Below are 26,894 nucleotides of genomic sequence, written 5' to 3'. Positions count from 1 at the left end.
GGGCTTCTGTGCAGTGCGAGTCAGTCCTCGTCGACGAGGAAGCGACTGTACGCGCCGAGTGTCAGGAACGCCGGGAACTCCTCCTGCAGGGCGACGTCGCGGAAGATCTCCGCTGCGTCGTCGAACCGGTCGCCGGCTGATCGCGTGGCCTGCGCGAGCACATCGCGGATGAGGCTCTCGATGTACTCGGCCGTGATCGGCGTGCCGTCTTCGGTGGTGCGGTCCTGGTGGATCCACTGCCACACCTGCGAGCGGCTGATCTCGGCGGTGGCGGCATCCTCCATCAGGTTGTCGATGGCGACCGCGCCCAGGCCCCGCAGCCACGCCTCGAGGTAACGGATCGCCACCGAGACGTTGTCGCGCACTCCGCGGGCCGTGATCGGGCGCCCGATGTGCACGTCGAGCAGCTGCGCCGCAGTCACCGCGACCTCTGGGCGCTGACGGTCGACCTGATGCGGTCGCTCGCCGAGCACGGCGTCGAACTCCGCCTGCGCTGTGGGGATCAGATCGGGGTGGGCCACCCAGGTGCCGTCGAAGCCGTCGCCGGCCTCGCGCTTCTTGTCAGCCGACACCTTCTCGAAAGCCCGCGCCGTGACCTCGGGGTCGCGGCGGTTGGGGATGAAGGCGCTCATTCCGCCGATCGCGTAGGCGCCCCTCTTGTGACAGGTCTGCACGAGCAGTTCGGTGTAGGCCCGCATGAACGGCACCGTCATCGTGACCTCGCTGCGATCGGGGAGCACGAAGCGCGCGCCGCGACCGCGGTAGTTCTTGATGATCGAGAAGATGTAGTCCCAGCGTCCGGCGTTGAGGCCTGCGCAGTGGTCGCGCAGCTCGTACAGGATCTCGTCCATCTCGAACGCCGCGGGCAGCGTCTCGATGAGTACGGTGGCGCGGATCGTGCCGTGCGGGATTCCGATGTACTCCTCGCTGAAGGAGAACACGTCGTCCCACAGCTTCGCCTCTTCGCTCGACTCCAGCTTCGCGATGTAGAAGTACGGGCCGAGCCCGTTCGCGATGAGCTCCTTCGCGTTGTGCAGGAAGTAGAGGCCGAAGTCCACGAGCGAACCGGATGCCGCGGTGCGGCGCCCCGCGCGATCGGTGAACTGCAGGTGCTTCTCCGGCAGGTGCCATCCGCGGGGGCGCATCACGATGGTGGGCGTGCGTTCCGCAGTGACGCGGTACTCCTTGCCCGGACCCTGCTCGGTCGACGGACCCGTGAAGGAGAGCTCGCCGCGGATCGCGTCGCGGAGGGACAGCTGGCCCTCGATGACGTTCTTCCATGTGGGGCTGGTCGCATCCTCCTGGTCTGCGAGCCAGACCCGAGCGCCCGAGTTCAGGGCGTTGATCGTCATCTTCGGGTCGGTCGGACCGGTGATCTCGACCCGGCGGTCCTCGAGGCCGGGGCCCGCGCCGGCGACGCGCCACTCGGCATCCTGGCGGATGTGCGCGGTGTCGTCGCGGAATCGTGGATCGTGGCCGTTGCCGATCTCGAACCGCCGGCGCATCCGGTCGGCCAGCCGATCGTGGCGGCGTGAGGCGAAGCGGTGGTGCAGCTCGGTGAGGAACGCGATCGCCTCGGGGGTGAGGATCTCGTCGTAGCGCTCACGCAGCGGACCGGTGACGGTGATCGCGGGGCCCTGCTGCGTGGTCTGGATCGGAGCGGTGGTCGGGCTGATGGTCGGGGGAGCGGTGGGAGTGGTCATGGTCTGCGTCCTTTACGAGTCAGTGGAACTGCGAGGCTTCGGTGGAGCCTGCGAGGGCGAGGGTCGCGCTGTCGGGGTTGAGCGCGGTGGAGATGACGTCGAAGTAGCCGGTGCCCGCCTCGCGCTGGTGCTTGGTGGCGGTGTAGCCGTTCGCCTCGGCGGCGAACTCGGCCTCCTGCAGCTCGACGTACGCGCTCATGGCGCGCTCGGCGTAACCGCGGGCGAGGTCGAACATCGAGTGGTTCAGGGCGTGGAAGCCGGCGAGCGTGATGAACTGGAATTTGTAGCCCAGGTCAGCCAGCTCCTGCTGGAACGTCGCGATCTCGGCGTCCGACAGGTGGCGCTTCCAGTTGAAGCTCGGCGAGCAGTTGTACGCGAGCAGCTTGCCGGGGAACTGCGCGTGGATGGCTGCGGCGAACTCACGGGCCAGCTCGATGTCGGGCTCGCCCGTCTCGACCCACAGCAGGTCGGCGTAGGGGGCGAACGCGAGTCCGCGGCTGATGACCGAGTCGATGCCTGGGCGGATGCGGTAGAAGCCCTCGGTCGTGCGCTCGCCCGTGGTGAACTGCTGATCACGCTCGTCGACGTCGCTGGTGAGCAGGTCGGCGGCGAGAGCATCCGTCCGGGCGATGATGACCGTCGGGACACCTGCCACGTCGGCCGCGAGGCGTGCCGCGTTCAGCGTGCGGATGTGCTGCTGGGTGGGCACGAGCACCTTGCCGCCGAGGTGACCGCACTTCTTCTCGCTCGCGAGCTGGTCTTCCCAGTGGATCGCCGCGGCGCCCGCCTGGATCAGCGACTGCGCGAGCTCGTAGGCGTTGAGCGGCCCGCCGAACCCGGCCTCGGCATCGGCGACGATCGGGGCGAGCCAGTCCTGGGTGACGTCGCCCTCGGCGTGCTCGAGCTGGTCCTGACGGATCAGCGCGTTGTTGATGCGACGCACGACCGCGGGCACCGAGTTGGCCGGGTAGAGCGACTGATCGGGGTAGGTCTGCCCGGCGAGGTTGCCGTCGGCCGCGACCTGCCAGCCCGAGAGGTAGATCGCCTTGAGGCCCGCACGCACCTGCTGCACGGCCTGGCCGCCGGTGTAGGCGCCGAGAGCCCTCACGTAGTCCTCGGTGTGCAGCAGGTTCCAGAGGTTCTCGGCTCCGCGGTGGGCGAGGGTGGAGTCCTCGCGGACCGACCCGCGGATGCGGACGACGTCTTCGGCCGAGTACGTGCGCTCGACGCCGTCCCAACGGGGATCGGTCTCCCAGATCTCCCGGAGCTCGGCGGCCGTCTGAACCTGGTCGCCGGCGCGCAGACCTGCGGGGCGGGGAGTGCGGTTCTGAGCGGTGTTCGTCATGGTGTCTCCTCCGTTGGATGCCCGGACCGTGAAGCCGGGTGGCGTGTTTCCACTGTGAGTGAAGAAGCCGCGCGCAACCGGCCGATCCGCGTGTGAAGATCGACCGAAATTCTGTTTCTGTGACAGAATCGGCCGTATGAGCACCTCAGTGGTCGAAGAAGACGCCGACGCCCTCACGATCGGGCGACGCATCCGTCAGCTGCGCACGGCGCGCGGGATGACCCTCGACGACCTCGCGGCGGCCGTCGATCGGGCCCCGAGTCAGATGTCGATGATCGAGACGGGAAAGCGCGAACCGAAGCTCACCCAGTTGCAGGCGATCGCGCGGGCACTCGGTGTCACGATCGATGCGCTTCTCGAGGGTGAGCCGCTCGATGAGCGCAGCGCGGTCGAGATCGCCCTCGAACGCGCGATGAAGGGCCAGACATTCCAGGCCCTGGGGATCGAGCCGTTCCGGATCGCCAAGAGCATGCCGACGGATGCTCTGAAGGCGCTGCTCGCGCTGCACGGCGAGATCGATCGGCTCAAGGACGAGCGCGCCGCCACTCCGGAGGAGGCCCGGCGCGCGAACGTCGAGCTGCGTCACCTGATGCGCCGGCAGGACAACCATTTCGCGGACCTCGAGCAGAAGGCGGCCGAGATCCTCGCGGCTGTCGGGCACCCCGGCGGCCCACTCACCCAGCGGACAGCATCCGAGATCGCCGCCTACCTGGGGTTCACCCTCCACTACGCACCCGACCTGCCGCAGACCACCCGCAGCGTGGCCGACCTCGCGCACGGGCGGCTGTACCTGTCGAGCAGTGTGCCGGCCAAAGGCGATGCGCGGACGGCAGTGCTGCAGGCGCTGTCGAGCCGCATCCTCGGCCATTCGGAGCCACGCAGCTATGCGGAGTTCCTGCGCCAGCGCGTCGAGACGAACTACCTCACGGGAGCGCTGCTCGTGCCCGAGGCGCACGTCGTTCCCGCGCTGAAGGACGCGAAAGCGCGCAGGGCGATCTCGATAGAGGACCTGCGAGATGCCTACTCGGTCTCATATGAGACCGCGGCGCATCGCTTCACGAACCTCGCGACCCGTCATCTCGACATCCCCGTGCACTTCCTCAAGGTGCACGAGTCGGGCACGATCACAAAGGCGTACGAGAACGACGACGTGAACTTCCCGACCGATCGGCTGGGGGCGATCGAAGGGCAGATGTGCTGCCGGCGCTGGACCAGTCGCGTCGTGTTCGACGAGGACGACCGCTTCAACCCGTACTACCAGTACACCGACACCGGCAACGGCACCTACTGGTGCACGGCCCGCGTCGAGGCCTCGAGTGAGGGCCTGCACTCGGTCAGCGTGGGCGTGCGATTCGATGACACCAAGTGGTTCGTCGGTCGTGACACTGCGCACCGAGGAGTCTCCAAGCACTCGGTCGAGGTGTGCTGTCGCAGGGCTCCGGCAGAGCTCGAGGGGCGGTGGCGCGAGAACTCCTGGCCGAACGTGAAGACGCCCCGCACCCTGCTCGCCACGCTGCCGACGGGGGCCTTCCCCGGCGTGGACACGACCGATGTGTACGAGTTCCTCGAGGCGCACGCGCCGCGCTGAGTCGCGTCAGGCCAGAGCCGCGCGCTTCTTCGGAACCAACGACACGGCCACCGCGGCGACGATCGCGACGAGTGCGAAGGCGACGAAGTTCCATTCGACGCCTATCGCGAGTGAGGCCAGCCAGCCGCCCATGATCGGCCCGAGGATCGCTCCGATGCGTGCGAAGCTCAACGCCCAGCCCGCTGCTGTCGCACGAACTGACGCCGGATAGTAGTCGGTGATGTAGGCCGTGAGTACCAGGGATGTCGAGATCGATCCGATGCCCGAGATGGCCACGAGCACCAGATTCACGAACATCCCGTTGGGGAACATGAGCAGCAGGCAACCCACTCCGCCCAGCGCGTAGAAGATGATGAGCACCGGCTTTGCTCCGAAACGATCGGCGAGGTAGCCGAGCCCCAGGCCGCCGACGGCAGAGGCGAGGCTGAAGACCATCAGGAACGTCAGCGCAGGACCGAGGTCGTACCCCGAGGCGCGCATGATCGACGGGAGCCAGGAGTTCAGGCCGTAGACGAGCAGCAGTCCCGAGAACAGCGAGATCCACAGGAAAACGGTCGAGCGCAGGTAGCGACGGGAGAAGAGCTGGTGCAGGATGCTCTGCCACGGCCGACGTTCGCCATCGGGAAGCGTGGGCCGGTCGGCGGGGGTGTAGGGCTGGATGCCGAGGCGGCGCGCGAGGTCGACTGCGCGATCGTGGCGGCCGCGGTTCTCCAGGGATTCGAGGGACTCCGGCAGCACCTTCGCGATGACGGGGATGAGGATGATCGGGAACGCGCCGACCGCGATCACCCAGCGCCAGCCGAGGTGCGGGAGCAACATGATGGCCACGAGCGCCGACACGACGATGCCCAGCGAGTATCCGGAGTACATGATCCCGTAGTTCAAGGCGCGTCGCCGGGGTGCGGAGTACTCGATGGTCAGGGCTGCGGCCACCGGGATGATTCCTCCCATTCCGAGGCCGCCCAGAAAGCGGAAGAACCCGAAGATCTCGGGCGTGGGGGCGAGCGCTGCACCGAGCTGCATCAACGTGAAGATCGACATCGACACCAGCAGCATCCGCTTGCGGCCGACCCTGTCGCTCAGCGTGCCGATGAACAGCGCGCCGATGAGCATTCCGACGAGAGCCCAGGAGGCCAGCCCCCCGAGCGCGACGGGGGACAGCGACCAGGCTGCATCCTCGGCCAGTGCCGGCAGCACGGCTCCGATCACGCCGATGTCGTAGCCGTCGGCGAGGATCGCCATCCAGCAGCAGAACAGGACGATAGCGGTGACGCGTCGTGGTACCGGCCAGGCCTCAGTGGCGTCGGGTGCAGTGGATGTTCTGGACAACGTTGTCTCCTTCGCAGTGACGCGACAGTGCGTCAGCGGATGCGGCCGAAGAGCCGACATTGCAAAACTATGACGAGCGTCACAAGATTGCAATATACATCGACCGGTCATCGCTCCGAGCAACGACGGGACGGAGGTTAGGATCGACCCAGAACCAGGGGGGTATGGATGGAGATCGTCGCGCAAAAGGAGCTGCCGCCGGTGCTGTATGTGCCGGCCGAGCCGGCCGACACCGATCGCTCTCGCATCACGATACGAGAGCTCGCGAACGGTCAGAGGGCCCTCATCGCGTACACGGCGCTCGACCGACTGCACCGCGGTGCGGGAGCCGAGGCGCCATGGATGCTCGTGTCTTCGACGCAGCTCATCGAGCTGGCGAGTCAGCGGCAGATCACGCGTTTGCTGATTGATGTCGACCAGCAGGCGCAGCAGACGACGCGACGGTGGGGCTCGTGACCCGGATCGAGGTCGACCCCGAAGAGCTGGCCGCGATTGCCAAGGCGATGCGGCGCGATGTCGAGGAGGCGAAGAAGGCGGTCGACACGACGCCGGAGGCCATCGACGGCGGAGTGGCGTGCGAGCCGATCGGGGACGTCGTCGAACGCGTCAGTGCGTGGTTGGGTGTGCTCGGACAGGTGCATTCGACGCTGGCCGTCATCGTCGATGACATCGGCGCCGGTGTGCTTCGTGACGAAGAGGAGATCTCTGCCGGTCTTCTGAAGGCCGCCGCAGTCATCGAGCTGGACAAATGATGACTGATTCGTTCGAGGTCGCAGTCGGGGGCAGGGCCTCATCGCTTCGCGCTGCCGGAGAGTGGTTCCGCCACGGAGCGGAGAGCGCGGGCGATGCGATCGATTACACGAGCGGTCTCAACGTGTCGGGGCCACGCAGTTGGAGTGGCCCGTCGGCGGAGTCGTTCGGTGAGGCGTCGAGAGCGATGGTAGAGGCCGCCCGCCAGATCACGGACATCGCGGGACCGTTCGCGGAGATCCTCCACACCTACGCAGGGCGCGTGGAACGGATGCAGGAGCACTTCGAGGGGCTGCTCCATCGTGCGGCGGAACTCGGGATGAGGGTCGACGGGACGCTGGTGTCGCTCCCACACTGGCAAGGCCCGGTCCCTCAGTCCAGAGAGGACGAGGGCTTCGAAGCGTGGAAGCAGTTCACCGATCTGCGCCGCGAGTATCAGAGGATCCAGATCGACGTCGTGGAATGGCATGCGGGCAACGAGGCGTGGGTGCACGACAACATCCTCCTGTTCGCCGCGGGGTTGCCGAACTCCAGCCTCGCCGAGGAACTGCTCGATGCCTTGAGTGAGGCGGCCGGAGTCGCCGAGGGGGTGGCCGAGCCTCTCCTCGACCGCTCGTGGGAGATGCGGATCGAGAACCTGCGCGAGACGGCGATGACATGGCGGGAGGATGCCGACGAGATGCGGCGCAAGGCAGGCGTCACCCGAGATCCCGCGCTTCGTGCTCTGCTCGAGGAGAGAATCGCCGCGAAGCTGCCCGAATCGATGAAGATCTCGGCGGGCGTCGGTGATTCCATTGCCGATATTCTGCGTGCCTCTCGCAAGGTGCTCCCTATCGCCGGTTCTGCCGTCGAGATCGGCCTCGGCGTCTGGGACATCACGCGCGGCGAAGAGCCCGTCGATGTCGCCGTGGGGTGGGGCGGGGCGGCCGCGGGGGGAGCAGGTATCGCAGCCGGCGCGGTGGCGCTCGGCGTGGGTACAGGCGGCGTGGCTGTGCTCGCCTCGGCGGGTGGAGCGGCCATCGGCGGTGCCGTGTCCGGGATCTGGACGACGACGCCGCCATCCTGGCGAGAGGGCATCTATTCGTGGACTGAGGACGGATTCATCGTCGTCGGCGACATCGGAGAGGACGTCGGAGACTGGTTCGTCGATCGCTGGATGGATCTCAGCGGGGATGTGCCACGGTGAGCGAATCCCCTCTCGGGACCTTCGTCCGACGGCAGGAATACATCGGCCGGGCGCCCGAGGCTCCGAACTCGGGACCCGCCCGAACGGACGTGTCCGACTGGGTGGTTCCGGTGCTCGTCGTCGCCTTCATCGTGGGCACAATCAGCCTCGGCGTCGCCGGGGGAGTGCTCGCCATGGGGCTGACCGTGCTTCCGGTCGTGGCAGTCGCGCTCACCGAGTTCGATCGACGGAGGCTGCGCAATGCGAGCTTCGGCTACCTCGACGCGACGTTGGCGCCGGGAGCGATGCGATTCTCCTCTGCACGCCGTGTGGTCTGGCTCGGCGTCGTGGTGATCCTGTTGGGGGCGGCGACTCTCGTGATCTTCTTGCTCGCGTTGTCGGATCTCGGCAACGGGGGCGGGCGGCGAGGAAGCGGCGCCTTGTTCCTCCTGGCCGGGGTGATCTGTGTCGCACTGGGAGGGCGGATCGTGTGGTTTGCGCTCACGTCGGCGACGATCGTCATCGATGCGCAAGGCGTCGAGACGGGCGGACTGGTGTCGGGCCGCACTCGCCTCGTCCCGTGGGATCACGGGATCTTCGCGCACGCGGAGGGTGGCGCGCTCGTTGTGTCGGGGACAGGGCGAGTCACGGCCAACGTCCGTTATCTCAAGACCGACCCTGTGATCGTCGCCGACATCATCAACCGCTGCTCGGCCGATGCGGAGCTGCGCGCGCGGCTCGGCGGAGAGATGGTCGACCTGCTGAAAGCCGAGGAACCGTGGCGGCGCAACCGGCCCGCCGGGTCTGCAGCGGGAGAACCGTAGAGAGACTGTCCGAAGTCCCGGGTGTCTGTGGGATGACACCGCTGTCGTCGCCGAGATGCTGTCGCGGTGCCTCCGGACAGTTAGTCCCGCGCGGTCTGCAGCAGCGTCCACAACTCGGCGCGGGCGGGGAACGACGACAGATCGCTGCCGAGCAGGGCACCAGCCTGCGTGATCCGCGACCGCAGCGTGTGACGGTGCACGCCGAGAGCGGAGGCCGCGGGCTCGGCTTTGGCGTCGTGCTCGAGCCACACGCGCAGCGAGCCTTCGAGGTCCCCGCCCGATCGCGCGTCGTGGTCGCGCAGCGGAGCGAGGCGCGACTCGGCGACCAGGCGAGCCTCGTCGGTCGCCAGTGCGCTGAGGATGCTGGACCCCGCCGCGTCCGCGAAGTGGAACACCCCCGCGTCCGACTGCTGGCGCAGTGCCGCGAGCGCCTGCGCGTGCGCCCGCGAGAACGCGTCGTACGACTCCGAACCGGAGGCGCCGATGCGGATGCCGAAGCGCGTCGCGATCTCGTCGAGCAGCGCGTCGTCGGCCATCGAGACGCAGAGCACGACGCCGTCTTGGGACTCCGCGAGGAAGCTCGCGGTGCCGTGCTCGGAGCGCCGTCGCTCCCACCAGTCGGTCAGCGGGCCGGACGGGGCGTCGGCGGCGATCGCCACCACGACGGGGGCCGCCGGCATGCTGCCGAGCACCTTCCTGGCGAGGGAAGCGTCATCGTCGAGCAGCGAGCTCAGCAGCTGGGAGTTCAGTTTCCGCCTGCTGCGGGCGAGCTGGTCGCTCTGCTCGAGTGCGAGCCCGGCCATCGCGATCACGGAGGTCACGACCGTGCGGGCTTCTGCGTCGAGCGCGTCGATCGCGAGTGCGATCACCCCCCTCAGCTGCCCGCCGCGTCCGACTGTGAACAGCATGAAGGTCTGCTCGTCGATCGTGAGCGACTGCCCTGCCTCGAGTCCACGGGTGAGGATCTCGGTGGCACGCTCACCGAGCGACGCCAGCCGACCCGGAGACACGGCGGTTCGCGGATGCGACAGCTGCAGGGCGCCGGACGCGTCGTACATGCCGACCCAGACACCGAGGCGGCGGCCGAGCTCGGCGACGGTCGCGTCCAGTCCGTGCGGGCGGAGCGCCGCGAGTGCCAGCGCGCGCTGGGTGTCGAGCGCCCACGACCTGCGGGCGTACGCCTGTGCTGCGATCGCCTCGGAATGCGCGCGGGCGACGGCGATGAACGGCGTGCGGTAGGGCACCTCGAACAGCGGGATCCCGCGGCGTGCGCATTCGATGACGAGCTCGTCGGGGATGCCGGCGCGGTGCACGTCCGTGCCGAAGCCGAGGCCGAGCACACCTCGGTCGGAGAGGCGCCCGACGTAGACGTCGAAGTCGGTGCCGGCATCGAACTGGGTGCCGGTGGTCAGCAGGGCGAGGTCTTCCGCGAGGAAGGGTGTCGGGTCGGCGAGGTCGGAGCTGTGCACCCAACGCAGCGGGCGATCCACGGCGCCCGGCGGGAGGTCGCTCTCTTCGGAGATGAGACTCAGGCCGAGGTCGCGACGGCTGAGGAGCGCGCGAAGTGTGGGCTGCTCGGCGGCATCCATGCCCTGCTCCTTCCGCGGCTCGGCCGACGGGGTTGTACGACCCGGCGATGATCTCGATCAGATTGTACAGCCCGGCGAATGCGGCGCCCACTGCTCCGGTCGTACGCTCGCCCACATGGCACTCCTCGACAACGCAGCTGTTGCAGTTCCCCTCGGCGGACCCGAGCTCCCCCAGGAGCGTCGCCTCGTGACAGACCTTCCCGGCCCCCGGTCGGCGGAGATCCTCGCACGCAAGGCGGACGCCGTGGCAGCGGGTGTCGGACACACGGTCCCCGTGGCGGCCGTCGCCGCAGGCGGAGGAGTGGTCGTCGACGCCGACGGCAACTCGCTCATCGACCTGGGATCCGGCATCGCCGTGACCACGGTCGGCAACGCACACCCCAAGATCGCCGCAGCCGTCGCCGCGCAGGCCGCGCAGTTCACGCACACCTGCTTCATGATCTCGCCGTACGAGTCGTACATCGGCGTGGCCGAGGCCCTCAACCGGCTCACCCCCGGCAGCTTCGCGAAGAAGAGCGCGCTGTTCAATTCCGGTGCCGAAGCCGTCGAGAACGCGATCAAGATCGCCCGCAAGCACACCGGTCGCCAGGCGGTCGTCGCCTTCGACCACGGCTACCACGGCCGGACCAACCTCACCATGGCGCTGACCGCCAAGTCGATGCCCTACAAGAGCGGCTTCGGCCCGTTCGCGCCTGAGGTGTACCGCGCTCCGATGTCGTACCCGTTCCGCGACGGGCTCGCGGGCCCCGAGGCGGCATCCCGCGTCATCCTCCAGCTCGAGAAGCAGATCGGCGCCGACAACCTCGCCGCCGTCATCATCGAGCCGATCCAGGGCGAGGGCGGCTTCATCGTTCCCGCCGAGGGCTTCCTGCCGGCGATCGCCGAGTGGTGCCGCGCGAACGGCGTCGTCTTCATTGCCGACGAGGTGCAGACGGGCTTCGCCCGCACCGGCCACATGTTCGCGAGCGAGATCTTCGGCGTCGAGCCCGACCTCATCACCACGGCCAAGGGCATCGCGGGCGGCCTGCCGCTCGCAGCCGTCACCGGCCGGGCAGAGATCATGGACGCCTCGCACTCGGGCGGCCTCGGTGGAACCTACGGCGGCAACCCGATCGCGTGCGCGGCAGCCCTCGCGGCGATCGACGTCTTCGAGAACGACGGTGTGATCGAGCGGGCGCGCGAGATCGGCGAGATCCTCACGCAGCGCCTCGGCGCGATGCAGGAGAAGGATGCCCGCATCGGCGACATCCGCGGACACGGCGCGATGATCGCGGCCGAGTTCGTCGATCCCGAGACCAAGGCACCGGATGCTGCACTCACCGCGGCCGTCGCCAAGGCGTGCGTCGCCCAGGGCGTCATCGTGCTCACCTGCGGCACCTACGGCAACGTCATCCGCTTCCTGCCTCCGCTCTCGATCGGCGACGCCCTCCTGAACGAGGGTCTCGACGTCGTCGCTGCGGCGCTCGCCGCGGCCTGATATGTCGACCGAACCGGAATCGCAGTGGGATCGGCCCGTCTCTCCTGAGACGTCGGCCGGTTTCGCCGGCGCGAACCCGCGCACGAAGAAGCTGCGGTCCCGTCACGTCACGATGATCACGCTCGGCGGGATCATCGGCGCGAGCCTGTTCGTCGGATCGGGCAACGTCATCCGCGCCGTGGGGCCGGCCGCCGTGCTGTCGTATCTCATCGGCGGACTGCTGGTGTTCCTGGCGATGCGCATGCTCGGCGAGATGGCGGCATCGCGTCCGGCCATCGGCTCGTTCATGGAGTACGCGAGGGTGGGCCTCGGCAACTGGGCCGCCTACCTCGTGGGCTGGCTCTACTGGTACTTCTGGGTCGGCGTGCTCGCCTATGAGGCGGTCCTGGGCGGCGAGACGATGGCCAGCTGGTTCCCGGTGGTGCCGTCCTGGGCCTGGTCGCTGATCCTCATCGCGATCTTCGTCGGGACCAACGTCATCTCGGTCCGCACGTTCGGCGAGGTCGAGTTCTGGCTCGCCAGCATCAAGGTGCTCGCGATCGTCGTGTTCCTCGGTGCCGGTCTGCTCTTCGCCTTCGGACTCTGGCCGAACTCCGAGGTCTCGGTCTCGAACCTCTGGGAGCACGGCGGATTCGCCCCGAACGGCTACGGCGTCGCCTTCACCGGCGTCGCGCTCGTGATCTTCTCGTACTTCGGCACCGAGATCGCCGTGATGGCGTCGGCGGAGTCCGAGGATCCTGCCAAGGGCATCCGTCAGGCGACGAGCACCATCATCTGGCGCATCCTGCTGTTCTTCGTCGGCTCCGTGCTCATCATCGTCACCGTCGTGCCGTGGGACGAGCTGCCCGTGCCGACCGACGTCGCGAACGCGCCGTTCACGTACGCGCTCGAGCAGTTCGGCATCCCCGGCGCGAGCATCATCATGCAGCTCGTGATCTTCACAGCCGTGATCTCGGTGCTGAACTCCGGCCTGTACTCCGCGTCGCGCATGTTCTCGGCACTGGCCGAGCAGGGCTTCGCGCCGAAGATCATGACGAAGAAGTCGAAGAGCGGCGTGCCCGTCATGGCGCTGCTCGCCTCGACGATCGGCGGCCTCATCGCCACCCTCGTCAACTTCTTCACACCCGGCTCAGGCATCTTCGACTTCATCATGAACTCGGCGGGACTCGTCGCGCTGTTCGTCTACGTCTTCATCGCGCTGACCCAGTGGCGTCTGCGCCAGAAGATGACGCCGGAGGAGGTCGAGAACCTCAAGCTGAAGATGTGGCTGCACCCGTGGCTCAACATCCTGCTGATCACCTGCATCGCCGCGGTGCTCGTCGTCATGCTCACGACCGAGGGCGGACGCACCCAGGTCTGGACGAGCCTCATCGCCACCGGCGTGCTCGTGCTCTTCTGGCCGTTCGTGCGTCGCAACCTCAAGAAGCGCAACGCCGCACAGGCGACCGAGACATCGGGAAGCGACGCCCTCGCGACCTGAACACACGTCCGGTCGCGATTCGTATCGGGGGATTTCGGATCGCGACCGGCACTACCCCTTTCCAACGAAGGAGAAGCAGATGGCTGAGATCACTCGTGACGTGCTGATCGTCGGTGCGGGAGCCGCAGGGCTCACGGCGGCGAACGACCTGCGCAAAGCCGGCCTGTCGGTCGCCGTCCTGGAGGCCCGCGACCGCGTCGGAGGCCGTCTGTGGACGGATGTCATCGACGGCGCCATGCTCGAGATCGGCGGACAGTGGGTCTCGCCCGATCAGGACGCGCTGAAGGACACCATCGAGGAGCTGGGGCTCGAGACCTACAGCCGCTACCGCGAGGGCGACAGCGTGTATGTCGGGCCCGACGGTCAGACGCACCGCTTCACGGGGGAGATGTTCCCGGTGTCGGCTGAGACCGAGGCGGTCATCGCCGAGATCACCGAGCGCCTCGACGACATGGTGGCCGAGATCGACCCCGATCGTCCGTGGGCGCACGCGAACGCCGAGGAGTGGGACTCGGTCACCTGGGACGCCTGGCTGCGGGCGCAGACCGACGACGACGAGGCCGTGCGCAACCTGGCCTTCGCCACGGGATCCGCGATGCTCACCAAGCCCACGCACTCGTTCTCGCTGCTGCAGTCGCTGCTGATGGCGGCATCCGCGGGGTCGTACTCGAACCTCGTCGACGCCGACTTCATCCTCGACAAGCGCGTCGTGGGCGGCCTGCAGAAGGTCCCGCTGCTGCTGGCAGAGCGCCTCGGCGACGATGTGCTGCTGAACCAGCCGGTGCGGTCGCTCGAGTGGGGCGCCGACGGCGTGACCGCCACGACCGACGAGCTCACCGTGCGTGCGCGTTACGCGATCCTCGCGCACGCTCCGGTTCTCTACAGCCGCATCGCCTTCGTGCCGCCGCTGCCGCGTCGCCAGCACCAGATGCACCAGCACATCTCGATGGGCTTCGTCATCAAGGTGCACGCCGTCTACGACCGCCCGTTCTGGCGCGAGCAGGGCCTCAGTGGCACCGCGTTCAGCCCGTACGAGCTGGCGCACGAGGCCTACGACAACACGAACCACGCCGACGAGCGCGGCACCCTGGTCGGCTTCGTCAGCGACCAGAACGCCGATGACCTCTTCACCCTCACGGCCGAGGAGCGCAAGGAGCGCATCCTCGAGTCGCTGTCGCACTACTACGGACCCGAGGCCAAGAACCCGGCCGTCTACTACGAGAGCGACTGGGGCACCGAGGAGTGGACCCGCGGCGCGTACGCGGCGAGCTTCGACATGGGCGGCCTCCACCGCTACGGCGCGGACCTGCGCTCGGCCGTCGGCCCGATCCACTTCGCGTGCAGCGATCTCGCGGGCGCCGGTTACCAGCACGTCGACGGCGCGATCCGCATGGGCCACCTCGTGGCCTCGAACATCGTCGACTCGAGCAGGACGTCCGGCGACACGGCCGAGGTCGGCTGATGACCGGCGCAGTCGTCGTCGGCTACACGGCGACGGATGCGGGTGCGGATGCCGCGGCTCTCGGCGCGCGGCTCGCCCGCAGCCTCGGGGCGGTCCTGCACCTCGTGATCGTGCTGCCCTCCGAGGGCACCCGCAGTGCGGCGGTCCCTCCGGAGCGCGCCTACGAGGACCACATCCGTCGCCAGGCGAAGGAGTGGCTCGAGGATGCGGTCGTGCGGCTTCCGCAGGAACTGACCCGCACGGGTCACGTGCGCTTCGGCGAGTCCTTCGCCGAGGGGCTGATCGCCGCGGGCGAGGAGTTCGACGCCCGCGTGATCGTGGTCGGAACGGCCAACGGCAGCATCTTCGGCCGCCACCGTCTCGGCAGCGTCGCCTCCGAACTGCTGCACTCGTCGACCATCCCGGTGGCGCTCGCGCCGGCGGGGACGGCCTCTGAGGACGACCACGTCCTCCCGCGTGTGACCGTCGCGATCGGTACGCGTCCCGGCGCCGACAACCTGCTCGACGAGGCCGCGGCGGTCGCGACCGAGTCGCGAGTGGGCCTCCGCCTGGTCTCGCTCGTGCCGTTCGACGTCCCACCCGGCCTCGATACCGGCGCGATCCGCGTGGTGGGTGACCAGCACGCGCATGACGTGCTCGCTCGCGCGAAGGGGCTCCTTCCCGAGGAGCTGCACGCCGAGGTCGAGGAGGCGCCTGGCGACACGGTCGAAGACGCGGTCTCGAATCTCTCGTGGCTCCCCGGCGAGGTCGTCCTCGTCGGCTCGAGCCGTCTGGCGCAACCGCGCCGCCTGTTCCTGGGCTCCACCGCAGCGAAGATGCTGCACGAACTGCCCGTACCCATGATCGTCGTCCCGCGCACCCGCGCCGAAGCAGGAGTCCGCTGATGAGCAGCTCGAACCGGGCGACGGAGCCCGAATCCGGTGTGACGACCGGCATCTCCCAGAAGGGTTTGAGCGCAGGAGCCGTCGGCGTCCTCGGAGCCGTCGTGATCGGCGTATCCACGATCGCGCCCGCCTACACGCTCACCGCGTCGCTCGGACCGACGGTCGCGGTCGTCGGCACCCAGGTGCCTGCGATCATGCTCGTCGGGTTCATCCCGATGCTCCTGACGGCGTTCGGCTATCGCGAGCTCAACCGCATGATGCCCGACTCCGGCACCTCGTTCACCTGGGGTGTGCGGGCGTTCGGCCCGTGGATCGGCTGGATGACCGGATGGGGCCTGATCGCCGCCACCGTCATCGTGCTGTCGAACCTCGCCGGCATCGCCGTCGAGTTCCTCTTCCTGCTGATCGCCCAGATCAGCGGCAACCCCGGCATCGCCGACCTCGCGTTCAACCCGATCATCAACGTGGTCGTCTGTCTGCTCTTCATGCTCGGCGCGACCCTCGTGTCGTACCGCGACATGCAGACCACGCAGAAGTTCCAGTACATCCTCGTCGGCTTCCAGGTGCTCGTGCTCGTCGTCTTCGCGACGGTCGCGATCGTCAAGGCCGTCTCGGGTGACGCACCGGAGCCCACCGCGTTCTCGTGGTCGTGGTTCAACCCGTTCGAGGTGCCGTCGTTCAGCGCCTTCGCCGCGGGTCTCTCGCTGTCGATCTTCATCTTCTGGGGCTGGGACGTCGTCCTCACCATGAACGAGGAGACCAAGGACCCGGCGAAGACCCCTGGCCGCGCAGCGATGGTCACCGTCGTCGTGGTCGTGGCCCTGTACCTGCTGCTCGCGATCGGCCTGATCATGTTCGCCGGTGTCGGCACGGGTGACTACGGTCTCGCGAACGAGGACATCTCGGCGAACGTGTTCTTCGCGCTGTCCGACCCGATCCTGGGGCCGCTCGCGTTCCTCGTGTCGCTCGCGGTGCTGTCGAGCTCGGCGGCGTCGCTGCAGTCGACCGCGGTCGGACCCGCCCGCACGCTGCTGGCGATGGGGCACTACGGTGCCCTGCCGAAGAAGTTCGCGCGCGTCAGCCCGCGGTTCTTCACGCCGGGCTACTCGACGATCGTGTCGGCTGTGGTCGCATCCGTGTTCTACGCCGTGATGCGGCTGCTGAGCGAGAACGTGCTCACCGACACCATCCTGTCGCTCGGCATGATGATCTGCTTCTACTACGGCCTCACCGCGTTCGCGTGCGTGTGGTACTTCCGCAAGCAGTGGTTCGATTCGGCCAGGAGCTTCTTCTTCACGTTCCTGTTCCCGCTCGTCGGCGGCGCGATCCTCGCCGTGCTGTTCGTGACGACGCTCATCGACTCGATGGATCCGGCCTACGGCAGCGGTTCGAGCATCGGCGGCCTCGGCCTCGTGTTCGTCCTCGGCGTCGGCATCATCGTGATCGGCATCGTGATCATGATCTGGCAGGCGATCAAGCGTCCGGCCTTCTTCCGCGGTGAGACCCTCGGCGTCGATGCGCCGCCGAGCGCCCGCCGCCGCTGACCCTCACCCACGTCCCCACAGAAAGAGATTCCATGAGCACTCAGACAGAGCAGGCGCTGCTCGACAGCATCCCCACCGGCCTCTTCATCGGGGGAGAGTGGATCGACGGCGAGACCGGCGGCACGTTCGACGTGCAGGACCCGGCGACCGGAGCGGTCATCCGCACGATCGCGGATGCGACGCCTGCCGACGGCATCCGCGCCCTGGATGCGGCCGTGGCCGCGCAGGACTCGTGGGCCGCCACCGCTCCCCGCACCCGCAGCGAGATCCTGCGCCGCGCGTTCGACCTCGTGCAGGAGCACAAGGAGGACCTCGCGTTGCTGATGACGCTCGAGATGGGAAAGCCGCTCGCCGAGGCCCGCGGAGAGGTCGCCTACGGCGGCGAGTTCCTGCGGTGGTTCAGCGAAGAGGCCGTGCGCATCAGCGGCCGCTACGGCATCAACCCCGAGGGCACCGGGCACATGGTCGTCTCGCAGCGTCCGGTCGGTCCGTCGTTCTTCGTGACACCGTGGAACTTCCCGTTCGCGATGGCGACCCGCAAGATCGCTCCGGCCCTCGCCGCCGGCTGCACCGTGGTCATCAAGCCCCCGGCACTCACGCCGCTGACGACGATCTTCTTCACGTCGCTGCTCGAGAAGGCGGGCCTCCCCGCCGGTGTCGTCAACGTCGTGCAGACGTCGAAGTCCTCGGCGCTGTCCGCCCCGATCATCGCCGACCCTCGTCTGCGCAAGCTGTCGTTCACCGGCTCGACCGAGGTGGGCCGCAAGCTCATCGCGCAGGCCGCCGAGGGCGTGCTGCGAGTGTCGATGGAGCTGGGCGGCAACGCCCCGTTCGTCGTGTTCGACGATGCCGACCTCGACAAGGCCGTGGACGGCGCACTGGCTGCGAAGTTCCGCAACATCGGTCAGGCGTGCACCGCCGCCAACCGCTTCATCGTCCACAAGGACGTCGCCGAGGAGTTCGCCCGCAAGGTCACCGAGCGGGTCAACGCCATGAAGATCGGTCGCGGCACGGAAGAGGGCGTCTCGATCGGACCGCTCATCGATGAGGGCGCTGTGGCGAAGGCCGGAGAGCTCGTCGACGATGCCGTCGAGCGCGGCGCGACTCTGCTCGCCGGTGGCAAGGCGCTCGAGGGCACCGGCACGTTCTACGAGCCGACCGTGCTCACCGACGTCGTCGCAGGGTCGGCGATCCTCCGCGAGGAGATCTTCGGACCGGTGCTGGCGATCGCGACCTTCGACACCGAGGACGACGCGGTCCGTCTCGCTAACGACACGGAGTACGGACTCGTCTCGTACGTGTTCACCGAGAACCTGCAGCGCGGACAGCGCATGATCGACAAGCTCGAGACCGGCATGATGGGTCTCAACGTGGGCGTGGTGTCCAACGCCGCAGCTCCCTTCGGTGGCGTCAAGCAGTCCGGCGTCGGCCGCGAGGGCGGACTCGAGGGCATCCACGAGTACCTGTCCACCAAGTACACGCTGATCCCGGTCTCCTGACCGCTCGGCCCAGAGGAGGAGAGAACATGACCGATTACGCCGTCATCAACCCCGCCACCGGAGAGACGCTGGCGTCTTTCGACACCTTCACGGATGCGCAGATCGAGGATGCGGTCGCCGCCGCCGACGAGGCGCACCGCGAGTGGTCCCGCTCGTCGACCGTCGCAGAGCGCGCAGCGCTGCTGCGCCGTGCGGCCGAGCTGCACCGCGAACGCCGTGAGGCGCTCGCCGACGTCTTCGTGCGCGAGATGGGAAAGCCCCGCGAGGCCGCGCTCGGAGAGGTCGACTTCGCCGCCGACATCGCCGAGTACTACGCCGACCAGGCCGAGGCGATCATGGCCGACCAGCCGATTGCGATCCTCGGAGACGGCACGGCGATCGTCCGCCGCTCGTCGCTCGGCCCGCTCGTCGGCATCATGCCGTGGAACTTCCCGGCGTATCAGATCGTGCGTTTCGCAGCGCCGAACCTGATCGTGGGGAACACCATCCTGCTCAAGCCCGCCCCGCAGTGCCCGGAGTCGTCGACCGCTCTCGAGGCGATCTACCACGACGCCGGATTCCCCAAGGGTGCGTACCAGAACGTGCTCGCGACGAACGACCAGATCGCCGACATGATCGCCGACCCGCGTGTGCAGGGGGTCTCGCTCACGGGATCCGAGCGTGCCGGTGCGGCGGTGGCCGAGATCGCCGGGCGCAACCTCAAGAAGGTCGCGCTCGAGCTCGGCGGATCCGACCCGTTCATCGTGCTGTCGACCGACGACCTCGACGCCACCGTGCAGGCCGGCGTCGACGCACGTCTCGACAACAACGGCCAGGCGTGCAACGGCGCCAAGCGCTTCATCATCGTCGACGGTCTCTACGACTCTTTCGTCGAGAAGTTCACGGCGGCGATGGCATCGGTGACGGCGACCGACCCGACGCTCGACGACACCGTGCTCGGGCCTGTCTCGTCCGAGACGGCGGCCGAGAACCTGCAGAAGCAGATCGATCAGGCCGTCGAGCAGGGCGCGACGCTGCTGACCGGCGGCACCCGCGACGGGGCGTTCTTCGCGCCGACCGTGCTCGCCGACGTGACGCCCGAGATGAACGTCTACCGCGAGGAGCTCTTCGGCCCCGCGGCCGTCGTCTACAAGGTCGCCGACGAGGACGCAGCGGTCGCCCTCGCGAACGACACCACCTTCGGTCTCGGCTCGTACGTCTTCACGACCGATGCAGAGCAGGCCGAGCGCGTCGCCGACAACATCGAGGCGGGCATGGTCTACGTCAACCTCGTGCTCGCCGACAGCCCGGAGCTGCCGTTCGGCGGCATCAAGCGCAGCGGCACCTCGCGTGAGCTCGGCCACCTCGCCGCCGACGAGTTCGTCAACAAGAAGCTCATCCGCATCGGCTGAGCGACTGCGACACGAGGGGACGGATGCCTCGGCATCCGTCCCTTCGCCGTCTCCGGCCCGGAGCCCGCATAGGCACCCGGGCGTAGGTTGGAAGCATGGCAACCGTCGCAGCGAACATCGTCAAGACTCTCCGCGCGAATGGGATCGACCGTGTCTACGGCCTCCCGGGTGATTCTCTCAACGGGTTCACCGATGCGCTCCGCAAGGATGGCAGCATCCGATGGGTGCACGTGCGACACGAGGAGTCCGCGGCCTTCGCGGCGGCGGCGGATGCGGCGCTCACGGGCGACCTCGCGGTGGTGGCCGGTTCGTGCGGCCCGGGCAACCTGCACCTGATCAACGGCCTCTACGACGCCAACCGCTCGCGAGTGCCGGTGCTGGCGATCGCAGCCCACATCCCGACCACCGAGATCGGCACCGGTTACTTTCAGGAGACCCACCCGCAGGAGCTCTTCCGCGAGTGCAGCGTCTACGTCGAGTACGTCGCCGACCCCAAGCAGATGCCGCGCCTTCTCGAGATCGCGATGCGCGCGGCGATCGAGCAGCGGGGTGTCGCCGTGCTCGTCATCCCCGGCGATGTCGCGCTGGCGGAGATCCCCGACGACCGTGCCGTCGTCATCGAGCGTGCCCGCCCGGTGATCGTGCCGAGCGGCGACGAGCTCGAGCGCGCCGCGACCCTGCTCAACGCCTCGAAGAAGACCACGATCCTCGCCGGTGCGGGCGTGGAAGGCTCGCACGACGAGGTCATCGCCCTGGCCGACACGCTCGGCGCTCCGATCGTGCACGCCCTCCGCGGCAAGGAGTTCATCGAATACGACAACCCCTTCGACGTCGGCATGACCGGACTTCTCGGCTTCGCCTCCGGCTACCGCGCGATGGAGGCGGCCGACACCCTCCTGGTTCTGGGCAGCGACTTCCCGTACGAGCAGTTCTACCCCGAGCATGCCACGACGATCCAGGTCGACATCCGCGGCTCGCAGCTGGGCAAGCGGCATCCGCTCGATCTCGGTCTCGTCGGTGACGTCGGGGCGACCGCGGCGGCGCTGCTGCCTCGACTCGCGGAGAAGAGCGATCGTGATCACCTCGACGACTCGACCGCGCATTACCGCAAGACAAGGGCGAAGCTCGACGACCTCGCCACGCCGACGAAGGCCGGTCGTCCCATCCACCCGCAGTACCTCGCCCGACTGCTCGACGAGCAGGCAGCGGATGACGCGATCTTCACCGCCGACGTCGGCTCGCCGACCGTGTGGGCGGCCCGGTACCTGTCGATGACCGAGAACCGTCGACTGATCGGCTCGTTCACGCACGGTTCGATGGCCAACGCGCTGCTGCACGGCATCGGCGCACAGGTCTCGCACCCCGACCGCCAGGTGATCGCCCTCGCGGGTGACGGCGGGCTCGCGATGATGCTGGGGGAGCTGCTGACCCTCACGCAGAACAGGCTGCCGGTGAAGACGATCGTCGTGAACAACTCGTCGCTGAACTTCGTCGAGCTCGAGATGAAGGCCGCCGGCTTCGTGAACTACGGCACTTCCCTCGACAATCCGAGCTTCGCGGCTATCGCCGACGCCATGGGCATCTTCGCGCGCCGAGTGGAGAACAGCGACGATCTTCCGGATGCCGTGCGAGAGGTGCTCGCACACGACGGCCCTGCGCTGCTCGACGTCGTCACCGAGCGGCAGGAGCTGTCGATGCCGCCGGCGATCGAGGCCGCGCAGGTCAAGGGCTTCGCGCTGTACGCGATCCGCACGGTCATGTCGGGCAAGGGAGACGAACTGCTCGACCTCGCGCGAGCCAACTGGCGGCAGTTCCTCTGAGCCGAGGGCGTTCGGGAGGAGAACGCCTCCTGGGGAGGATGAATCCGCCCGCTCTCTCCTCCCGAGGGGCAGATCTCCTCCCGAGGGGCAGGGATCTTCCAGGCAAGATGCTGTTCCGGTGTCGAAGCCTGAGGCGCACCGGGCCGTGCGGCCGGACCCGCGCCTAGCTCTCGATGAGAGCGCGTACCTCGGCTGCCTCGACGTGACGGCCCAGTGCTTCGAGCACGTCGCCCAGCTCGAGAGCCGACACCTGACGGAGTGGCGGATGCTCGGTCGCATGCTCCAGCGCGCTGCGGTAGATCGGCACGGCATCCGCGGCGCGCTCGTCGCCCGCGAGCAGCCGGGCGGCGAACAGCTCGGAGCCGCCGGCGGAACCTGCATCCCCGATCGATGCGAACCCGTCGGCAGCGGTCAGCGCCGCGGCCACGGCCTCGTCCGTGCGGCCGAACTGGGCGAGCGCGCGGCCGCGCGAGTCGGTGACGTCGGCGAGCAGCCAGCCGGCCTCGTGCTCCTGGGCGAGCGCTGCCACCTCGTCGAAGAGAGCGAAGGCGCGGTCGTCCTGCCGCGTGCCGTATGCCTGACCCAGGTTGTGCAGGACATCGGCGAGGGCCCCGACGGCATCCGGGGCCTTGCGGACGATCTCGGCTGCCGTCTCGAGCGACTCGATCGCCTCGTCGTTCTCCTCGAAGCGCGCGAGGATCTTCGCGCGCTCGGTCAGCGCCACGGCCTGGTCTGCGTGCTCCTCCGCCTCGCCGAAGAGCTGCGCGGCGTATCCGAAGGCGCCGACGGCCTGCCCGAACTCCCCGGATGCGCCCAGCGCGCGGGCGAGCAGGGATGCCGTCATCGCGCGGGATGCGGGGTGCACCTCGGCCTGCTCCTCGCTCTCGAGCACCTGCCCGAACAGCTCAGCGGCGACCTCGGCGTCGCCCGCCGCGAGCATGGCCCGAGCGAGACGGAAGTCAGCGCCCGCCTGGTCGCCGCCCTCCTGGGCGACGAGACGCGAGGTGACGCGGTAGCGGGTGACGGCCTTCTCGGGGTCGCCCGCGTCTTCCCAGAGCGCTCCGGCGAGCAGGTGCGCCGCGGCCAGCGCCTTGGTCGCTCCGAGGCCCGCCAGCAGGCGCGACGCCTCGTCGGCATCCGCCGCACCCTCCACGAACGCCTCGCTGCCGCCGCGCACTCTGGCGCGGGTCTGCAGAGCCTGCGCCCGGTGTCCGATGCTGAGGTCGTCCTGGGCGAGGAAGCGATCGAGCAGAGCGGATGCCGCCTCGATGTCGTTCCTCTGCAGTACGGCGGCGATCGCGATGAGCGTCGTGGTGTTGGACAGGCGTGTGTCGTCGGCCTCGGCGAATGCACGGGCGGCGATCTCTGCCATGTCGAGGGCGGCGCCGGGCTCTTCGGCGTGCATGTGCAGCGAGGCGCGGCTGATCGCGAGGTCGCCGCGCGACCAGGCAGGAAGGGCTGCGGCGGTCGCGAGCTCGTCCTCCAGGGCGGCTGCCGCGTCGGGGGTGTTGAGGCCGAAGGTCGCGAGGCCGAGCCGCTGCTCGAGGTCGGCCTGCGCATCGAGCCCTGCAGCCCGCAGCGCATCGATCCGTGCCGGGAGCAGCTCGGCGGCTTCGTCGGCGCGATCGAGCGCGATCAGGATGCCGAGGCGCATCGACATGAGTTGGGCGAGCTTGGACGAATTCTCGACCGCGAGCGCGTGGGGGAGCGCCTGCAGCGTCTCGTGCTCGGCCCCGAACTGAGCGAGGTCCATCACGCGGTCGAACCAGGCGTCGGCGTCGGCGGGAATCGTCGCGTCGGGAGCAGCGGCGAACGCATCCGATCGGATCGGGACGTCGTAGTGCTCGGTGGCCAGGGCGCGAGTGCGGGCGAGTGCGCGCGAGTGCCCCTCGGTGCCGTCGCGGCGGTCGAAGTCCGCCCCGATGCGCTCGGCGGACGCCCAGGCGGCGGCCGCGAGCTCGGCGGCGCCCCAGGTGCCGTCGTGGTCGCCGAAGAAGGGGGTGAGTGCGGGAGCGTCGGCTCCTCGTACCGGGGTGTCGCCGTGGCCGGTCGCCGCCACACGGTCGAGCGCGAACGCGAATGCGGCGAGGGCGGCGAAATGCGCGTCGACGTTGAGACCGTCGTGCGCGAGCCACGAGATGTGCCGCTCGACCTGCGCGAGTGCGCGGGCCTCGTTGCCGGTCAGTGCCGAGAACACGATGTTGTTCGCGACGATGCGCAGGTTGTCGGGGTTGTCCTTCGCCAGACGGTAGCTGCGCAGGTGCGCGCTCTTCGCCTCGTCGAGGCGCCCGGCGCGCAGATACGGCACGAGCACACGTGAGAGGGCGTGCTCGGGTTCCTCTCCGCACGAGAATCCGCCCTCGAGCATCTCCTCGATGAGCCGGATCGCCTCCGCATCACGATCGGTCTCGGCGAAGAAACCGGCGACCTGACTGCGGCCGCAGGCGTCGCAGTGGCTGTGGTCGTCTCGGGGTGTCGCCTCCAGCTGCACGCGCAGCGCCTCGGCCTCGTCGATGCGGCCGGCATCCCAGGCATCCTCGAACCGTGCGGTGAGCACGCCGCTGAGACCGAGTCCTGCGGTGCGGTAGTGCGCCTCCATGTCGTCGAGCACCGCGGCGATCTGCTCGACCGAGAACGCCGGAGAGGACCGCAGCGACGACGCCATCCACTTGAACTGCCACATCAGGTCGGCGCCGCCGTACTCGAGGTCGGCAGGGAAGCGCTGCGGGTCGGCGTCATGCCGAGCGAGGCACCACGCGAACGAGTTCAGCATCACATCTGTCGCGCCGTTCATGTTCGCCGATGCGGTCTGGCGCATGCGGGCCTCGTACTCGAGCCGCTCGTCGCCGAGTTCGACGGCGAGGGCGACGGCATCCGCCACCAGAGCCTGCTCAGCGGGGCCCCACGGGGTGCGGTCGATCTCCTCGATGAGCTGCGTGAAGCGCTTCTGCGGACGTGCCATGCGGGGTTCCTTCGGACGGAGTGCGGATCAGAGCGCGTCGCCGAAGGGAACGGAGTCCTCTTCGATGCCGGCCGAGAGCGAGACGAGGTCGGCGAGCGCCGTGGACATGAGGGCGCGGTCAGCGTCCGAGAGCGGATGGTGCCCGGCCAGGAGCGCCTGGATGTAGAGCAGCTGCACCGTGCGGGCGAACACCGCGTCGTCCTGCACCCGCACCAGGGCGCGCACGACTCGGTTCGACCAGTTCAGACACAGGCGGGCGCTCAGATCGTCGTCGCGCGATGCCGAGAGCGTCGAGTCGATGCGGTCGAGCACCCCGCCCCACAGCGAGCCGGTGATGCCCTTCGTGCGGCCGCGGTCGATCTTTCGCAGCACCTCGGGGTCGGCCACGTAGAGGGCGGCGAGTTCGGGCTGGTCGATCGAGCGCACCGTGACCGAGCATCCGGATGCCGTGAGCACGCCTCCGGCGCGAGCCTCGAGCGCCATCGCGGCGTCGCGGTCGTCGAGGGGCGGAGGGTCGAGTCGGTCGAGCTCGCCGGTCACGTCTACGAGTTCGACGGTGATCTGCGGGTAGAGGTCGGGCAGCATCCGCACGAGGTCGGCGTCGTACAGATAACCGCCGTTGACCAGCACTTCGGAGCTGGGGGATATACCCGCGACCTGACGGAACTCGTCGACCGACGGGGCGAAGCGCACGTGCGGATACCGCTCCACGAGATCGCCGATGCGCATCGTGCCGTGGGTGGTCTCGAGAGTCAGCCAGCGGGTGATGAACCGCGCGAGCTCCTCATCGTGACGAACCAGCGATTTCAGCCCCACCTCGTGGATCGCGACGAACTGGGCGAGGCGGTGCGGCTCGCGCAGGCCCAGCTCGAGCACCCAGCGACGGATGCCGGCGCCGAACTGCTCGCGCACGCGCTCCAGCGCCGCGTCGTCGACCAGGGACTCGCGGCTCGCGGTCGGCGCGAGGCCGGTCGAATCGACCACCGCGCGCACGAAGAAGGCCCACTCCGGAAGCACGTCGTCGATGCGCTCGCCGAGCAGCATCCTGCCGAGGTACATGCGCGTCGCCTGCCGCGCGCCGGGCGGGGGAGCGTAGGGGAGCACGTAGGCGAGGCCGTGGGTGCCGGTCGCGGGCTCGGTGAGTTCGATGACATCGAGCGGTGAGGCGCCGAGCAGATCGCGCCCGTACTGCACGGCACCGTCGACGTCGTCCGCCGCATCGAGGAAGGGTGCGCGGCGGGTCACGTCGACGTCGCCGTTCGGGGTGTCCATAGTGACGCGAACGGGGAGGAACTCGGCGAAGGTCGACGCCAGCTCGCGAACGGCCGCGGGGCGCAGTAGATCATCGGCATCGAAGCGGGGCACGAGGTGCACGCTCGTGCCGATCGGCAGGTCATCGTCGATCTCGACCACGCGGAACGTGCCGTCGGCGCTGCCCGTCCACTCGACGGCCGAGCCGCCCCGTGCGCTGCGCGAGCGGATCACGATGGTGTCGGCGACCATGAAGCAGCTGAGCAGGCCGATGCCGAACTGGCCGAGGTAGTCGCTGCGGGGAAGGTCGAAGATGTCGCGCTTCGAGCTGCGTCCCACCGTCGCGAGCAGGTCGGCCACCTCGCCGGCGGTCAGCCCCACGCCGTCGTCTCGCAGGATGAACTCGCCGGAGGCCTCCGTCAGCGGGGTGATGCGGATGCGCCCGCCCTCGCCGTCGACCTCGCGTCGGGCCGTGATGGCGTCTCTGGCGTTCTGCAGGAGCTCCCGCAGATACACGCGAGGGCTCGAATAGATGTGGCGACTCAGAAGGTCGACGACCCCGCGCAGGTCCACCTGGAACTGCTGCACGTCAGCGCTCACTGCGCTCCCTCCGGTTGCATCCGCCCGCCGAGCCTAACAACAACACCCCCGCCGGGCCCGGTTCGGCACCGGCCGGAGGATGCCGTATGCTTGACGAGCAGTTGTTGTCTGCATCCTTTCGCCGTGCCCCGGTCCTTCCGGTCCGGCTGCGGTGGCAGGATGAAGATGACACCCCGAGACCTCCCGGTCTCTAGGGCGGTAGCTCAATTGGCAGAGCAGCGGTCTCCAAAA

19 protein-coding genes are annotated in these 26,894 nt (G+C 68.6%); 13 read left to right on the top strand and 6 right to left on the bottom strand.

Features of this window, described 5'->3' with window-relative positions:
• Positions 1–20 precede the first annotated feature (20 nt).
• Positions 21–1,703 (bottom strand): malate synthase A, encoded by a 1,683-nt coding sequence (gene aceB / locus ASF80_RS15560; protein WP_235560017.1) that lies wholly within the window; start codon positions 1,701–1,703, stop codon positions 21–23.
• A 19-nt stretch (positions 1,704–1,722) separates the two neighbouring features.
• Positions 1,723–3,048, bottom strand: a complete 1,326-nt coding sequence (gene aceA, locus ASF80_RS15555) for an isocitrate lyase (protein ID WP_056312803.1) — start codon at positions 3,046–3,048, stop codon at positions 1,723–1,725.
• Between the two features lie 136 nt (positions 3,049–3,184).
• Here aceA and ASF80_RS15550 point away from each other — a divergent pair, with 136 nt between their 5' ends.
• Positions 3,185–4,636, top strand: a complete 1,452-nt coding sequence (locus tag ASF80_RS15550) for a helix-turn-helix domain-containing protein (RefSeq protein WP_056312800.1) — start codon at positions 3,185–3,187, stop codon at positions 4,634–4,636.
• A 6-nt stretch (positions 4,637–4,642) separates the two neighbouring features.
• On the opposite strand, the gene ASF80_RS15545 is transcribed toward ASF80_RS15550, so the two are convergent.
• Positions 4,643–5,965 carry an MFS transporter gene (locus ASF80_RS15545; RefSeq protein WP_056312798.1) on the bottom strand — a complete coding sequence of 441 codons (1,323 nt, stop codon included), beginning with the start codon at positions 5,963–5,965 and terminating at the stop codon, positions 4,643–4,645.
• Between the two features lie 168 nt (positions 5,966–6,133).
• On the opposite strand from ASF80_RS15545, the gene ASF80_RS15540 reads away from it, so the two are divergent.
• The 4 genes from ASF80_RS15540 to ASF80_RS15525 all read left to right on the top strand — a co-directional run bounded on the left by ASF80_RS15540 (position 6,134) and on the right by ASF80_RS15525 (position 8,704).
• Positions 6,134–6,421, top strand: coding sequence for an SAV_915 family protein (locus ASF80_RS15540; protein ID WP_056312796.1), 288 nt, complete (start codon positions 6,134–6,136; stop codon positions 6,419–6,421).
• Positions 6,418–6,717: a hypothetical protein gene (locus ASF80_RS15535; protein ID WP_157521102.1), complete on the top strand. Its 300-nt coding sequence runs from the start codon at positions 6,418–6,420 to the stop codon at positions 6,715–6,717. Before ASF80_RS15540 ends, ASF80_RS15535 begins: the two co-directional genes overlap by 4 nt.
• Before the next feature lie 185 nt (positions 6,718–6,902).
• The gene (locus ASF80_RS15530) at positions 6,903–7,901 is read left to right on the top strand and encodes a hypothetical protein (RefSeq protein WP_200934820.1); all 999 of its coding nucleotides are present in this window, start codon (positions 6,903–6,905) and stop codon (positions 7,899–7,901) included.
• Positions 7,898–8,704 carry a hypothetical protein gene (locus ASF80_RS15525; protein ID WP_056312790.1) on the top strand — a complete coding sequence of 269 codons (807 nt, stop codon included), beginning with the start codon at positions 7,898–7,900 and terminating at the stop codon, positions 8,702–8,704. Before ASF80_RS15530 ends, ASF80_RS15525 begins: the two co-directional genes overlap by 4 nt.
• Before the next feature lie 80 nt (positions 8,705–8,784).
• On the opposite strand, the gene ASF80_RS15520 is transcribed toward ASF80_RS15525, so the two are convergent.
• A complete protein-coding gene (locus ASF80_RS15520; protein ID WP_056312788.1) occupies positions 8,785–10,293 on the bottom strand; it encodes a PucR family transcriptional regulator in 1,509 nt (502 codons plus the stop codon).
• A gap of 115 nt (positions 10,294–10,408) precedes the next feature.
• Here ASF80_RS15520 and gabT point away from each other — a divergent pair, with 115 nt between their 5' ends.
• The 8 genes from gabT to poxB all read left to right on the top strand — a co-directional run bounded on the left by gabT (position 10,409) and on the right by poxB (position 21,850).
• Positions 10,409–11,770, top strand: coding sequence for a 4-aminobutyrate--2-oxoglutarate transaminase (gene gabT, locus ASF80_RS15515; protein WP_056312786.1), 1,362 nt, complete (start codon positions 10,409–10,411; stop codon positions 11,768–11,770).
• Position 11,771: 1 nt separating this feature from the next.
• Positions 11,772–13,250 carry an amino acid permease gene (locus ASF80_RS15510; RefSeq protein WP_056312784.1) on the top strand — a complete coding sequence of 493 codons (1,479 nt, stop codon included), beginning with the start codon at positions 11,772–11,774 and terminating at the stop codon, positions 13,248–13,250.
• A gap of 79 nt (positions 13,251–13,329) precedes the next feature.
• Positions 13,330–14,712 (top strand): flavin monoamine oxidase family protein, encoded by a 1,383-nt coding sequence (locus tag ASF80_RS15505; protein WP_056312782.1) that lies wholly within the window; start codon positions 13,330–13,332, stop codon positions 14,710–14,712.
• On the top strand, positions 14,712–15,596 hold the full coding sequence (locus ASF80_RS15500) for a universal stress protein (RefSeq protein WP_056312780.1): 885 nt from the start codon (positions 14,712–14,714) through the stop codon (positions 15,594–15,596). The genes ASF80_RS15505 and ASF80_RS15500 overlap by 1 nt, the downstream gene beginning before the upstream one ends.
• Positions 15,596–17,140 (top strand): APC family permease, encoded by a 1,545-nt coding sequence (locus ASF80_RS15495; RefSeq protein ID WP_056312778.1) that lies wholly within the window; start codon positions 15,596–15,598, stop codon positions 17,138–17,140. The genes ASF80_RS15500 and ASF80_RS15495 overlap by 1 nt, the downstream gene beginning before the upstream one ends.
• Positions 17,141–17,172: 32 nt before the next feature.
• Positions 17,173–18,639 (top strand): NAD-dependent succinate-semialdehyde dehydrogenase, encoded by a 1,467-nt coding sequence (locus ASF80_RS15490; protein WP_056312776.1) that lies wholly within the window; start codon positions 17,173–17,175, stop codon positions 18,637–18,639.
• 26 nt (positions 18,640–18,665) lie between these two features.
• Complete coding sequence (locus tag ASF80_RS15485; protein ID WP_056312774.1) at positions 18,666–20,030, top strand: NAD-dependent succinate-semialdehyde dehydrogenase; 1,365 nt, start codon at positions 18,666–18,668, stop codon at positions 20,028–20,030.
• 95 nt (positions 20,031–20,125) lie between these two features.
• Positions 20,126–21,850, top strand: coding sequence for a ubiquinone-dependent pyruvate dehydrogenase (gene poxB / locus ASF80_RS15480; RefSeq protein ID WP_056312773.1), 1,725 nt, complete (start codon positions 20,126–20,128; stop codon positions 21,848–21,850).
• Between the two features lie 163 nt (positions 21,851–22,013).
• Here the strand turns inward: poxB and ASF80_RS15475 are convergent, their stop codons facing one another.
• A complete protein-coding gene (locus ASF80_RS15475) occupies positions 22,014–24,812 on the bottom strand; it encodes a hypothetical protein (protein ID WP_056312771.1) in 2,799 nt (932 codons plus the stop codon).
• 27 nt (positions 24,813–24,839) lie between these two features.
• Positions 24,840–26,663 carry an HSP90 family protein gene (locus ASF80_RS15470; protein ID WP_056312769.1) on the bottom strand — a complete coding sequence of 608 codons (1,824 nt, stop codon included), beginning with the start codon at positions 26,661–26,663 and terminating at the stop codon, positions 24,840–24,842.
• Positions 26,664–26,894 lie beyond the last annotated feature (231 nt).

It is taken from the genome of Microbacterium sp. Leaf159 (genome assembly GCF_001423615.1).
Classification (GTDB): Bacteria; Actinomycetota; Actinomycetes; order Actinomycetales; family Microbacteriaceae; genus Microbacterium.
The sequence above is the reverse complement of the archived record's forward strand: the minus strand, read 5'-3'. Positions and strand labels throughout refer to the sequence as shown.